This window comes from Pedobacter sp. MC2016-15, assembly GCF_026239695.1.
Taxonomy (GTDB): Bacteria; Bacteroidota; Bacteroidia; order Sphingobacteriales; family Sphingobacteriaceae; genus Pedobacter.
On the sequence record NZ_JAPIVS010000003.1, the window covers coordinates 619,480 to 633,287 of the forward strand.

At 42.5% G+C, this 13,808-nt stretch carries 9 protein-coding genes; 7 read left to right on the forward strand and 2 right to left on the reverse strand.

The window, feature by feature from the left end; translation table 11 throughout:
- Positions 1-51: 51 nt before the first annotated feature.
- The gene (locus OQY15_RS11630) at positions 52-828 is read right to left on the reverse strand and encodes a GLPGLI family protein (RefSeq protein ID WP_265791805.1); all 777 of its coding nucleotides are present in this window, start codon (positions 826-828) and stop codon (positions 52-54) included.
- Positions 829-831: 3 nt separating this feature from the next.
- Positions 832-3,675, reverse strand: a complete 2,844-nt coding sequence (locus OQY15_RS11635; RefSeq protein ID WP_265791807.1) for an outer membrane beta-barrel protein — start codon at positions 3,673-3,675, stop codon at positions 832-834.
- An 808-nt stretch (positions 3,676-4,483) separates the two neighbouring features.
- Between OQY15_RS11635 and OQY15_RS11640 the strand changes: the two genes are divergently transcribed.
- From OQY15_RS11640 to OQY15_RS11670, 7 genes are all read left to right on the forward strand, one after another.
- On the forward strand, positions 4,484-5,176 hold the full coding sequence (locus OQY15_RS11640) for a HEPN domain-containing protein (protein ID WP_265791809.1): 693 nt from the start codon (positions 4,484-4,486) through the stop codon (positions 5,174-5,176).
- A gap of 310 nt (positions 5,177-5,486) precedes the next feature.
- Positions 5,487-6,770: an AAA family ATPase gene (locus OQY15_RS11645; RefSeq protein WP_265791811.1), complete on the forward strand. Its 1,284-nt coding sequence runs from the start codon at positions 5,487-5,489 to the stop codon at positions 6,768-6,770.
- Entirely contained in the window at positions 6,754-7,380 is a 627-nt protein-coding gene (locus OQY15_RS11650; RefSeq protein WP_265791814.1) for a hypothetical protein, read from the forward strand. Before OQY15_RS11645 ends, OQY15_RS11650 begins: the two co-directional genes overlap by 17 nt.
- 82 nt (positions 7,381-7,462) lie before the next feature.
- Entirely contained in the window at positions 7,463-8,161 is a 699-nt protein-coding gene (locus tag OQY15_RS11655) for a DUF1826 domain-containing protein (RefSeq protein WP_265791821.1), read from the forward strand.
- Between the two features lie 102 nt (positions 8,162-8,263).
- On the forward strand, positions 8,264-9,598 hold the full coding sequence (locus OQY15_RS11660) for a TolC family protein (protein WP_265791826.1): 1,335 nt from the start codon (positions 8,264-8,266) through the stop codon (positions 9,596-9,598).
- Positions 9,599-10,657, forward strand: a complete 1,059-nt coding sequence (locus OQY15_RS11665) for an efflux RND transporter periplasmic adaptor subunit (RefSeq protein ID WP_265791828.1) — start codon at positions 9,599-9,601, stop codon at positions 10,655-10,657.
- 12 nt (positions 10,658-10,669) lie between these two features.
- Positions 10,670-13,795, forward strand: coding sequence for an efflux RND transporter permease subunit (locus OQY15_RS11670; RefSeq protein WP_265791831.1), 3,126 nt, complete (start codon positions 10,670-10,672; stop codon positions 13,793-13,795).
- Positions 13,796-13,808 lie beyond the last annotated feature (13 nt).

Sequence of the window (13,808 nt, forward strand, 5' to 3'; positions counted from 1 at the left end):
GATGTAGCAAGTCTCCATCTGGATGAATATGTTCTGTAACTTATTGGAAAATTATAATAAAAATGATTTGAGCATTTCGCTCGCATAGTTACCATAAGTTTTTAGTGCTGATTTAAGTTTCGGAATCAGTTCAGCGAAAGTTATTCCTCTACCAATTTTTGGTTCGGTTACTTCGTTACCAGTGATTGATTTGTCTATTATGATTTTGGCAAACCAAGTAACATGATCATGGGGTAACGCCACTCCTAAAATCATTCCAGGTAAACCACAAAAGGATTCCGGCCCACCTGAAACAGGAATTTTTTCTGTATAAAAAGCGACCACATATACTGAATCCATGATAATCGCATTGGCCCTTTGGCACTCATATCCAGCAATTTCCCTTGTTTCTCCGGTAAGTTTCCATTTGATCGTTCTCGTACTATCTTTCAGTAAAAACAGTTGATCGTAAACCTTCTTTTGTGTGACTCTCTGATGATTAACCAGGTCAGTATAAACAGTATTGATTTGAGTGAATTCCGGGTAATCTTCATACATCATCAGGCGTGGCTGTTCATTATAGATGGGCTTAAACAAAGTTTTTCCATTTGAAAAGCTGAGCGAACTTAAAAGCGTCCTGAATTGAGGTTGATTCTTTTTGTAGGATTCAAATTGTTCTCTTCTGGATATGCTGCCATCATTTTTAACTATTCTATCTAAGACAGCGTACATATTGATACTGCGCTCAAACTCAATTACACCTTGCCTCATGAATCTTGTGTCTTGTGCATTTGCTATCCTGGCAAAACCGAAAAAGAAAAGAATTACTATGGTTGATTTTGTATGCATATTTTACTTTTTAGCTGCTCCAGCCATCTTGTTAAAATCCCAGATCAATGATGTCATAAAATATCTTTTAATAGTGGTGAAGCTTTCTTGTGTGATCATGTTTCCTGTGACATTTCTGCTGAATCCGATATTCTGATTTAGCAGATCATCTATAGATATTACAAGTTTGAGGGATTCCGATTTGAAAAATCTTTTGCTTAAAGCAGTATTTACTATCAAGCGATGAAAAGTGTCATTAAATGATCTGGTACTGCTTCTATATTGATAGGTAGCTTCGGAACTTGCTCCCAATTTGAAAGGCAAGTCAATGTAGATTTGCGAATTGCCCTTTAATCCCCATCCATTATCATTGATCAATGGTTGTAATGACGATTCACTTTTGTTAAAGGTGGGGCCAAAACTAATAATTCCCCCAATTTTATCATCATTGAATTTTGAAAGAAAAAAATCGCAAGAGTAGGAGGAGCCTTTTGTTTTATTCAAAACATTATTGACATAGCTGTAGAGCTTATTTGAATTTAACCCAAACGTTATGCCGGTATTCATATCTATCGTATTAATTTTACGGGAAAATGTAGTATTCAAAAAGATATTGTGAGGCTGTTTATTGACCAAATTAATTGATCGAAGTGTATTTTTACCTGTAACGTCAGTTACAATATAATTTACGATAGCGTTGGTAATAAAGCTGTATTCTGCTCTAAAGTAGAATCCCTGGCCATTTAATATTTTCAGGGAATTATAATCGATGTTAAAATAATTGTGAAATGAGGGCTTTAAGTTCGGATTTCCCAATGTAATATTCAGTGGATCGGTATTATTTACAATTGGTTGTATTTGATTAATTGTTGGCTGGATATTGTAACCATAGTAACCCAGTATCATGCGCTTTTGCTGGGTAGGATTATAAGAAAATCTTGCTTGTGGTGACCAGTTGGTAAATGTTCTTCTAAGGCTATTTTGATTTATAACATTTTTCTGATCGAAATTTATCACTGTCACTTTAGTTCCGACATTGAAAAAAGACTTCTCACCCTTTAAATTGAAAACTGTACCAGCTTGATTTGATATTTGGTTAAGTTCATAATTGTTACTATTCAATGTGTCTAAAATGGTATATCTTCCCTCATCTGGTGATCTGTTGTAAGATTGTCGGTTAGCACTGCTATTATTTATCAATAGCCCGTAGTTTAAGCTCAGGGATACTTTTCTGCTGATAGCTTCTGTATAAATCACATTTGATTTTACAATGTTTGATTTAATCAGGCTAAGTTTATATTGGTCAGTACTAACTGCACTATCCAATACCAGAGAATTGTAAAATCTATTATCTGCCTTCAAGTATCCTTTAGTTTCTGACATAAGAGATGATTCAGTGAAATCTAGGGAAAGTGTCCGCCCAATTTTTTTGAACCTCTTTGAATAAAATAGTTGGGCGTTGTATAATTTGTCATCCCCTTTATTAGATATATCTCTCTCCCCTGTATTCAGTAAGGAATTGTTTTCTAAACTCCTTGTTAGGTAATCACTTTGTACTTGATTATGTTTGATTGTACCGTCCACCCTAATTTTCAAATTTGACAATGAGTCTAAATCAAATTGATAAGTGGCATCTATTTTTTGTCTGAATAGAAAATTATCGAAAGATTGATCAGAATTGGAATTGATAATTCCGCTTGGCAGATTATTCTGATTTTGGTTACTTTTAGTTCCTTTGACATGGAGAGAACCTAGTCTGTAATTTAAATTAATTGATTCTTTGTTATGATTCCATTTCGTTTCAAAATGTGTTCCACCATTTCTGGCCAGAGGAATCCCTTGATTATTGTATTTCCCGTTATAGGTATCAAGTTCACTATTTCCTGCTTGAAGATAAGGCATACTCTCATCGACGAAAGTTACTCCCTGGGGACTTCCATAGGTTTGATTGTCTTCACCGCCAAGACCGATTTTTCCAGTATTTGCCATTGTTCCATAAGCTGCTAACCTTGTTTTTCCACTAAACAAATTAAACATTGCCTGCCCCTTGTAATATCCTTTATCAGCACCTCCAATATCTATCTTTCCAAAAGATCCATTCTTTTTATCTTCTTTCAGTTTAATGTTAATGGCTTTAATTTTTTGACCATCATCTATTCCGGTGAATGCTGCCTGATCGCTTTTCTTGTCGAATAATTGAACTTTATCGACCATATCACCACGAATATTTTGTGTAACCAGGGTAGGATCATCTCCAAAAAACTCCGCACCATCAAGTAATACTTTTTGTACAGTTGCCCCCTGTGCCGTGATTTTACCTTTATTATCTATTTGTATTCCGGGCAGTTGCTTTAATAAATCTTCAACCTTTGAATTAGGTTTTATTTTATACGCAGCGGCATTATATTCGGTTGTGTCCCCATTAATTTTGATCCCTGAAAGTTTTCCTTTTATTACTACTTCCTTCAATAAATCTGCCTTAAGTATTAACTTGATATGTTTATCATCTAAAGTTGTTCTGTTGGAATCTAAATAGAACGGTTCTGTGTATCTCGCATAACCTGGGTAACTGACTAATAAAATCATCTTTTCAAAGCGAAGGCTATTGAACTCAAATTGCCCCTTATCGTTTGTGCGATCAAAATTGATCATTATTGAATCTTTTGCTCTTAAAATGATTACTGATGCATCATTCAACCTGATGTTGCTCGCAGTATCGATTACAATCCCTTTTATATAACCTGTGCTTTGTGCAAGCGAAAATATTGGGAATAGAAAAAAAAATATTAGCAATCGTACAATGCCTTTCATATTTGGAAGTGAATTATGGTCAAAATTGGGATTGACCGTCACTTTTTTTGGTTGCAAAGCATCAAATTTTATGCCTTTTTAGGTTTTTTTGCTCTGTTTAAATCTGCTTAATTATCTGACTATTAGTGTTGTGTGTTGTTAATGTTGTTTAAATCGAATTAGCGATTGAATTTTTTGATCGAAATTCCGTAACGATTTTGACTGACATCTTTTCCGTCTATGATTTTGCTGTGGGATTTTAACGAATTTTACCAAAGGTCAGTCGATTTTAATAGTTCAGATCCTTCAGCAGGACAGTCCCAGTAATATTTAAAAATTTCTTTATTGTTTAATTAAATCTTTAGTGTTACATTTGTTGTGTAAAACAAAATTAAACATGAGAAATATTAAATAATATATAAATTTTACAACATCTCTAAAATTTTGAGGTGTTCTATTTAAGGACCTCGTTCAAACTAATGTGAAAAATTAAGAACACGAGGAGTAAGTAGCGCATCGGGCTGCCTATATTTGCAAAATATAGGTCCGGCGCAGCTTATTGTAGTGTTCTGAATAGTTAACGCTATTCCCCGCTTTCACCGGGTAAGTTTGAGCTACAAGAACTGCTGCCGGACCTGTATTCAAAGTTCCTTTCTTCATTCTTGTACACGGTTCTATTGAGTTTTTTTTATCAATAAACCTAATCAGAATGACCACAGTTAAAGAAAGAAAAGAACAATTCAGCGCATTTATAAAAGTATTGGCAGACAGGTACAAACCTTTGTACATCTATTGTTTTGGAGAATTAACTGAATCCAGCAGTACAGCAGGATGTTTTGTAAATCATTCTGATTGTGAAAATTGCAGGTACTATTTACTTATGGTTATGGAAAATGAAAGTAGAATTGAACATCCTGTGCAGGATTATGTGAACACCCATTTTCAATATGGCTCGATTACTATTCTGGTACATGGAAAGGAAACTGTAACAGCCGCAATCAAGGCTAACGACAGGTTTTTCATCACGATAACCAATGGTGGAAAGCTAATGTACAGTCATGATCAAACGATCACATCCTTCCAGGTGTCTGCATATATACCTACGAGGGCGGCAGACAAAGCTATGAAACATCATCAGCGATGCTTTGATTTGGCTAAAGGATTCCTGGAAGGTGCTTTTGGGTATTTGCGGACTGCTAAGTATTCACTGTGCCTCTTTATGTTACATCAGGTTGTTGAACAATCCTGCAGTGGCATGATCAGGGTTTATCTTTCCTATAAATCTGACATGCATAACCTCTACAGGTTGCTCAGTTTGTGTGATAGTTTTTCTCCCGGCTTGTCTAAATTCTTTCTGGGTGAAAGCGGAGAGGGCAGGATTTTATTCGACCTGATGGTCAGAAGTTATGCTGGGGCACGCTATTGGGATAACTTTCAGGTGGATCAAGCCTCGGCCGAGAAATTATCTCAGCAGGTCTCGGCGTTTTTTGAAATAGCAGAAAAACTTAGTCTCCAGAAAATTGAAGCCCTGGCTTTGGAAGCAGAGCTTCACAAGCAAACAAGACAGCTTAGTGCATAGTGTGATTTTGACCCAAACTTTGATGGTCAGCTAATCAATAAGACATGTCCAAAGCTAGATTACATTCTTTGAAAAATGGATGAATACCGGACGAATAATTAACTTGCAAATAATGTCTTGAGAACGGCAAAAGTAACTTCTAACGAAGTACGAAGGAATAACGAATCATTACAATTCAGAGCGGGAAAGGATAGTTTTTCTGCTGCATGTTGTGCACCCTAGCTTTGCATAGTAGGCAATTGTTATTACATTTGATTGCAGATAGGTTATCTCAAACTTAATGTGGAATTTGAGTTATCTATATATGATAATGGAAAAACTTCAATTAATAAACTACAGATGTTTTAAACACTTGGATCTTAGATTTAAGAATCAGGTGAATTTGTTTATCGGAGATAACTCTAGTGGAAAATCAACCATTATTCAGGCATTGAAATCGGTTTTAAATTCGTTTTTCATAGGCTTTAGTGATGAAAATACGGTTTTCTCTGGACTTTCCAAAGCTGATTTCACCATAACGGAAAACGATTTCGGGATTACAAATGAAAGACCAATCAATGTAGATTTCAAATTCTTAGGCCTTGAAGCTTCCTTACAATTGAACTCCAAGAAAAGCCGCACCTTACAAAAGCCACTGGATCCCATTTATAAATATGCGAAGACGCGCTACCATTCCATGTTTGACACAGAGGACCAGCAAGTCATTTCACTACCTGTTTTCGGCAGTTTTTCTACAAAAGATATACATATCACCCGTGGAATATCATCAAAGAAATTTACAACCTATGCCCAGAAACCCTCTTTCGGATACTATGAATGTTTACAGGGAGACGGATTTTTAAATCTTTGGACCAAACGTTTGTTGGTGCTAAAAGAGGCGGACCGCGGACAGGTAGAAATTGAGGGGGTGACGAAAGCTGTTTTAGATGCACTAGGACCGGATGGCTGTAATATTTTCAGCGATATATCAATCCGACCAAATCAGGGAGAAGTTTATTTCATTTTCAAAGATAGTCGGGAAATTAATGTTGACGGGCTTTCTGATGGATATAGAAGACTTGTAAATATTGTATTGGATGTTGCCTTCAGGTGTATGATCCTCAATCAAGGAATTTTCGGAAAAGAGGCGTGTTACAAAAGCAGAGGAACTGTGCTGATTGACGAGATTGATCTGCATCTCCATCCATCTCTGCAAGCTTTAGTGATACAAGGCTTTCAGAAAGCTTTTCCCCTGATTCAGCTGATAGCTACTACGCATGCACCCTTAGTGATGTCTGGAGTGCCGGATGATGAAAATAACATCGTCTATAAACTAACATACCATAAAGAGGAAGACTATAAAGCCAGCGAAATCGATTTGTACGGACTTGATGCCTCTACAATTATGCAAGTAGCTTTGAAAACGGTACCAAGGAATAAGGATGTTGATAGGAAGCTCAATGAACTTTTTGCCTTTATTGACAACAATGAATTTAAAAATGCAGTGGTGATTTTAAATGAAATGCGTGAAGATTTTGGTGATCGCCTGCCTGAGTTGTCTAAAGCAGAAACAATGTTAAACTTCTTTAGTGACGACAATGATCTGGATCAATAAAGGTGTCGAACCTATTGAATGGAGCGAGAAAAAAGCCACTCCAGGGTTTACAAAATATGAACCCATCCCGGCACTCAGAGATGCGCTCCTGGAAGAACAGAAAAATATATGTGCCTATTGCATGCGCCGTATTCCGGTTAAGGATGCGGGAATCACTGAATCATCAAAGATTGAGCACCTTAAAAGTAGACATAGGCATCCAGCTCTTGATCGGGACTACAACAACATGGTAGTTTGCTGCCCGGGAAGTATTGATGGATCTGCACATTGTGATAAATCAAAAGCCCATGAAGACCTTACATTTTCTCCTTTCAACACAGCGGTGCAGAAAAGTATTGCATACAGCACGAAAGATGGTACTATCAAATCCAGTACTCCTTCCTGGGACACAGACATCAATAACGTGCTCTGTTTGAACAATGCTCGTTTAAAGGAAACAAGAGCGAAGGTTATAGAAGGTGTTCAAAAAGTTCTATCGCAAAAAAAATTTAGTGCCAAAGAGCTAAATAAGATGTTGACTGATTGGTCAACGCCCACTGCTAAAGGTTATAAGCCCTTTTGCGGAGTAGTGATTTGGTATATTGAAAAGAAATTGAAATTGTTGAAGTAGATCCTTTATTTTCAATTGTGCACTTTGGACGCAGAGCTTTACAAGCTACCTTTGATTTCGAAATGATCTTATCTTTGTTCCCATGACAGATTTATCTCAGGCCGGACATCAAACTCACATCGTCACTAACTTCCATGATTTAATCACCACTCCATATAGCGGAGAAATAAACGCCATTTGCTGGGACCGCAATCTTCAGGGCGACTTTGCTGAGATCGTCGATAAAGTGGAGCTGAGCGAAAACATGACAACCATCGATGAGGAAGAGCTGGCTGAGCTTGAGTTGACCGAAGAAGGACAGATTGCACGCGAAATTCTCCTGAATGACCTGAAGCTTCTTGAAGAACATGGAGCATCGCCAATCCTCAACGTTATCAGCAGTTACGACCGCGATGACAGCTACCCCTTTTTCCCTACGGATGTATATTCCTTTCATGTAGACCGCTCGCCCATACCAACAGACACCTTTTTATGTACATATTATGGTGCCTCCAGTGATATCCTGCCCAATGCACAGGGCACACAGAAGATACTCATCCCTGAGATACGTGCTGAACTGAGAAAACTCTACCATGGACCAGAGGAAGGCTTTGATGCATTCCTCAGGGAACATTTCTTTGATCTGCACTATCAGGCGCATGCCGCTGCCGGCATCATCAACCTGGGACTGGGACAGCTCTGGAGGCTCGCTGTGGATCATCCTGAAAGTCAGGTTCCTCCATGTCTGCATCGGGCACCACAGGAGAAAGCCGGACAGAAAAGATTGCTGCTGATCTGCTAAACAGGATTAAAAACATCCGGGTCTGTCCATTTCATTCCTGATTTTGTCCATTTCATTATCAAACTTCAGCACTGATAGCTCTGCGGGGCTAAGTTTGGGGCGATGAAAAAAAATATAGCAATCGCCTTTATCTGTTTTCTTCCCTTCCAGCTGTTTTCCCAGGAGAGCTGGAATTTAAAAGCCTGCATCGAGTATGGCCTGAAGAATAACCGCAATAGCGTAGTTTACGAGAACGAAAAACGTGCTGCCGACGCACAGGCAAGGGAAGCCCTCGCAGATTATCTGCCCAAGGTAACCGTCTCAGGGTCGCTCGACAACAACCTCAAGGTACAGGAGTCAGTCATTCCCGGCGGTGTATTTGGTCCCGATCCCATCAGGGTGGCCTTTAGCCAGAAATACAACAGCAATGCCACAGCCCAGCTGGACCAGACCATCTATGACCAGTCGCTCTTAACAGGTCTCAAAGCCAGCAAATACAACAAGCAGCAGGCAGAAGTCAATATCAGGAAGAGCGAGGAAACCATCATTTACAACATCGGCAATGCCTACTACCAGATCTATGTTTACCGTGAGCAGTTACGCTTGCTGAAAGAAAACATGGGCACCTACCGCGAGCAGGTGAATATCTCAAAGCTGCAGGTAGAGAAAGGCGTTACCCTGCGCAAAGACCTCGATAAAGTGACGGTAGATTATAACAATGCCTTGTCGCAGATCCGTATTGCTGAAAGCAACCTTACGCTGTCGCAAAACCAGCTGAAATATGAAATGGGATATCCTATAAATTCGGATTTGCCGGTAGACAGTGTATCGCAGCAGGACGTGCTGGCAAGGATTACCGAATCTGCCGATGCTGCTCCGCTGGTGGTGACGAACCGCGTAGATTACCAGTTGTCGCAGATCAATGCGAGTCTGTTAACGATTGATGAAAAACGCATCAGGGCAGGGGCAATGCCCAAGCTGACGGCTTATGCCCGCTATGGTGCTGTGGGCTTTGGAAATACTTTAGGCCCTGCTTTCAATGAGCTGAGCCCCTTCTCTGCGGTGGGTATCAAGCTGAGTATTCCCTTATTTGATTTCTACAGGAGGAATGCCCAGTATAAGCAGGCCAGGTATAAAAGTCTGAATGCTGCAGAGAACCTGAAGCTTGATGAAGGAAAATATGAACTGGAATACCAGAATGCAAAGACGAAGCTGACCAAGGCACAAAGTAACCTGGAAAGTGACACCCGTAATATTGAGCTGGCAGAATCTGTGTTTAAAACTACCGACCTGCAGTACAGGAAGGGGGTGACGGATCTGACCGAATGGCTGACGGCACAAAACTCCATCAAGGAATCACAAAATAATTATCTCAATTCACTCTTTAGTTTTTACCAGGCCAAACTGGACCTGCAAAAAGCTTCTGGCAGTTTAAAAACATTTTATACTTCTCTCTAAATGAAACGTAAACACATCATAGGAATTATCGCCGTTATCATCGTTGTCCTGATTATTGTCAGGCTGGTATCCAATAAAAAAACTTTAAATGAAAAGGAAGCACCTACGCAGGATTCTGTAGTGAACATCCCTGTTAAGGTGGCCGCCGTGAAGGAGGAGCTGAAAGAAATTAACCTGATAAAAACCGGGAGCCTGGCGCCTTTCAAAGAGGCCAGTGTGCTGACGACCGTTGGAGGGACGATCAAGCAGCTGAGATTTGAACTGGGCGACCATGTTACTGAGGGACAGGTGCTGGCAGTGATGGACACCCGTCTCATGCAGCTGGATCTCCAGAAGGCCGAAACCAATGCGGCGAAGCTGCAGCGCGACCTGCAGAATTATACCGAGCTCTTAGCCGGGGAGGCGGCAACGCAGGAGAAGGTGAATGAGATCCGCCAGAACTATCTCGATGCCAGCAACCAGGTGAGCCAGGTGAAAAAGCAGATTGCTGATGCACTGGTGAAAGCACCGACCAGTGGCACCGTGGCGAAGAAACTTCTGGAACAGGGGGTATTTGCCAATGCAGGGGCGGAGATTGCCACGATTGTGAACTTATCACAGGTGAAAGTACAGCTGAACCTGACTGAGGCAGAAGTGTATCAGGCCACACAGGGGCAGCAGGTGAAGATCACGACGGATGTATATCCCGGTCAGGTTTTCAACGGTAAAATCACCTTTATCAGTCCGCAGGCAGATGAAACGCATAACTACAAAGTGGAAATCCTGGCCGACAACAACGAGAAGGCACTGCTGCGCTCGGGGACTTTCGTCTATGCTGATTTTTCGCGAAAAACGCAACAGAATATCCTGCTGATCCCGAGGGAAGCACTGACGGAAAGTATCAAGGATGCAAGCGTCTACGTGGTTGAAAATAATGTAGTACACCAGAAACCCATTAAAACGGGTATGGAACTGAACAACCTGATCCAGGTGATGAGCGGCCTCAAAGCTGGTGAAGTGGTGGTGACCTCGGGTCAGATCAACTTAAAAGAAGGTTCCAGGGTAAGTGTTTCCAAATAAAACAAGCAAAACATGTCAATTACAGAAATAGCCGTCAGGCGGCCCTTACTAATCATTGTTATTTTCACGGTGCTGTTTATCTTCGGTGCACGTTCATACTTTAGCTTAAACTACAACCTGCTGCCCAAGCTGGAGGTACCTACGGTGTCTGTCAGTACGGTTTATCCCGGGGCAGCGGCAGCGGAGGTAGAAACCTCTGTCACCAAGAAACTGGAAGATGCTTTTTCCTCGGTGGAAGGACTGGACAAGATCAGTTCCACCTCACAGGAGGGCATATCGAGTGTGGTCATCGCGCTGAAGAGCGGTAGTGACATCGACCAGGCGGAGCGTGATATTCAGCGCAAGGCCGATCAGGCACAGAACGAACTACCGGATGATATCGATAAGCCGGTGGTAAACAAGATTAACCTGGAGGATGCTCCGATCCTGAAAGCCGGGGTAACCTCGAAGATGTCGCCGCGGGATCTCTACGATTTCGTGGACAAGCAGCTGCTGCCTGTGCTGCAAAATGTGCAGGGCGTGGGCCAGGTAAATATCATTGGGGGCGACGAAAGGGAGATCCAGGTGAATATCGATCAGGATAAGCTAAATGCATACGGGCTGGGCATAGGGCAGGTGACAGATGCGCTGAGTAAAGCCAATCAGTCGTTCCCCGCAGGAAGTATCGAGACGCGCGACCAGCAGATGTCTATCCGCTTTGATGCAAACGTCACTTCTGTAAACCAGATCCGCGGACTGATCGTACAGCAGCGCCCCGGAGCAGGGAGTGTATACCTGAAGGATATTGCAGAGGTGGTAGATGCTACGGCGAAGACCACGGCCATTAACCATATCAATGGTATCCCATCTATCGGCGTGCAGATCATCAAACAGAGTGATGCCAACGCAGTAGAGGTGAGCGAGCAGGTGAAGCTGAAGTTCGCCAGCATTGAAAACCAGTATAAATCCACCAATCTGAAGTTTAGTGTATCCTCGGATCAGAGTATCTATACACTGAAGTCGGCCGACGGCGTAATGGAAGATCTGGGGCTGGCGGTAGTGATTGTGGGTATCGTGATGCTGGCTTTTCTGCACAGTTTCAGGAGCTCAATGTTTGTACTCGTAGCCCTGCCTTCATCCATTATCCCAACGTTTATAGCGATGTACTTCTTCGGGTTTTCACTCAACCTGATGACGTTGATGGCGATGTCACTGGTAGTAGGTATTCTGGTGGATGACTCGATCGTAGTACTGGAGAACATCTATCGGCACCTGGAAATGGGTTCTGACAAAGAGAAAGCAGCGCTGGAGGGGAGGAGTGAAATCGGTTTTACCGCTCTGGCCATTACACTGGTAGACGTGGTGGTGTTCCTGCCGATTGCCTTTTCGGGAGGCATCATTGGCTCACTGCTGCAGGAGTTCTCGCTGGTGGTGGTGTTCTCCACGCTGATGAGTCTATTTGTATCCTTCACGGTAACACCGATGCTGGCAAGCCGATTTGGCAAGATCGAGGAGCTGAACGAAAAAAGCTTATGGGGAAAACTCAACCTGGGCTTTGAACGCTTCCTGGATAACCTGAAAGAAGATTACGGAAAGCTGCTGAAGATCCTGATTCATAAAAAAAGATGGCTGTTGTCGGGCGTGATCGTGTTGATTCTCGGCAGTATCGCGCTGATTCCCTTTGGCTTTGTAGGCGCGGCATTTATTCCGACAGCGGATCAGGGGGAGTTGCTGATTAACCTGGAGCTGGCACCCTCGGCATCCTTATACCAGACGAATATGGTGACGCAGCAGGCAGAAAAGATGATCATGGATCAACCAGAGGTAACCAAAGTGTTTTCCAGCGTGGGTTTTGTGAGCGGAAGTGTTGCAGGTACTACCAATAACAGTAACCTCGCTGAGCTGACCATCAGTATGGTGGATAAAAAGAAAAGGGATATCACTGCAGAAGAGTTTGGGGTACAGCTGCAGAAGAAGCTGAGCAAGGTGATTCCGGGGGTGAAAATTACGGCCTCGCCAACTTCCATTACCGGGGGTGCCAACCAGGCGCCGATACAGATCGCCATCAAGGGGATCGACCTGAAAGAGGTGCGTACGGTGGCAGAGGAGTATAAAAAAATTGTGGCTACAGTACCGGGAACCCGCTTTGTGGAGCTCTCGGTAAAGAATCAGAAGCAGCAGGTGGAAGTGACGCTGAACAGGGAGAAAATGACGCTGCTGGGGATTGATGCCAGCCAGGTGGGCTCCGCCCTTCAGAATGCCTTTAGCGGAAATGATAAAAGTAAGTTCAAGCAGGCAGGGAATGAATATGACATCCTGATCGGCTTTGACAGGTATGACCGTTCAGATATCAACAATGTGCGGAATCTGTCATTCAGCAATAACGACGGGCAGACTTTCGTGCTGAGCCAGTTTGCGGAAGTGACCGAAGGACTTGGAGAAAGTGTGCTGGAGCGCAGCGATCGCCTGGGCTCTATCACGGTGAAGGCCAATGTTGCGGGACGACCTTCGGGCTCGGTGGGTAAGGATATCCAGGAAAAAGTAAAAGGTGTGAAGTTGCCGGCGGGGGTGACGGTTGAATATCTCGGAGACCTCAAAAATCAGGGTGATGCTTTTGGCAGCCTTGGTTTTGCCCTGCTGGTGGCGATTGTGCTGGTGTACCTGATTATGGTGGCGCTGTATGAAAATGCCATCTATCCTTTTGTCGTGCTGTTTTCAATTCCTGTAGCCCTGGTGGGGGCCTTACTGGCACTGGCGCTGACGATGCAGACACTCAATATCTTCTCCATCATCGGGATGATCATGTTGCTGGGGCTGGTTTCCAAAAATGCGATCCTGATTGTGGATTTTACGAATCAGCTGAAAGCTGAAGGACATGCTGTGGAGGATGCGCTGATAGAAGCAGGGAAGGAGAGGTTGCGGCCGATTCTGATGACTACGCTGGCGATGATCCTCGGGATGCTGCCTATTGCCCTGGCCAGTGGTTCAGGAGCAGAGATCAAGAACGGTATGGCCTGGGTAATTATTGGTGGCCTTACCAGCTCCATGATCCTGACGCTGTTTGTAGTACCATCGATGTACCTGATCATCGATCATATGATCATCAAGTTTAAAAAGAAAAAAGAGACGAAGCCTTTGCTCATTGAAGCACATCATTAATTTAATATCCGAT

Bases quoted from the DNA above. Each gene is read 5' to 3' on its own strand.
- OQY15_RS11630 (WP_265791805.1), bottom strand. From the start codon at position 828: ATGCATACAAAATCAACCATAGTAATTCTTTTCTTTTTCGGTTTTGCC.
- OQY15_RS11640 (WP_265791809.1), top strand. From the start codon at position 4,484: ATGGAAAATGAAAGTAGAATTGAACATCCTGTGCAGGATTATGTGAAC.
- OQY15_RS11645 (WP_265791811.1), top strand. From the start codon at position 5,487: ATGGAAAAACTTCAATTAATAAACTACAGATGTTTTAAACACTTGGAT.
- OQY15_RS11650 (WP_265791814.1), top strand. From the start codon at position 6,754: ATGATCTGGATCAATAAAGGTGTCGAACCTATTGAATGGAGCGAGAAA.
- OQY15_RS11655 (WP_265791821.1), top strand. From the start codon at position 7,463: ATGACAGATTTATCTCAGGCCGGACATCAAACTCACATCGTCACTAAC.
- OQY15_RS11660 (WP_265791826.1), top strand. From the start codon at position 8,264: ATGAAAAAAAATATAGCAATCGCCTTTATCTGTTTTCTTCCCTTCCAG.
- OQY15_RS11665 (WP_265791828.1), top strand. From the start codon at position 9,599: ATGAAACGTAAACACATCATAGGAATTATCGCCGTTATCATCGTTGTC.
- OQY15_RS11670 (WP_265791831.1), top strand. From the start codon at position 10,670: ATGTCAATTACAGAAATAGCCGTCAGGCGGCCCTTACTAATCATTGTT.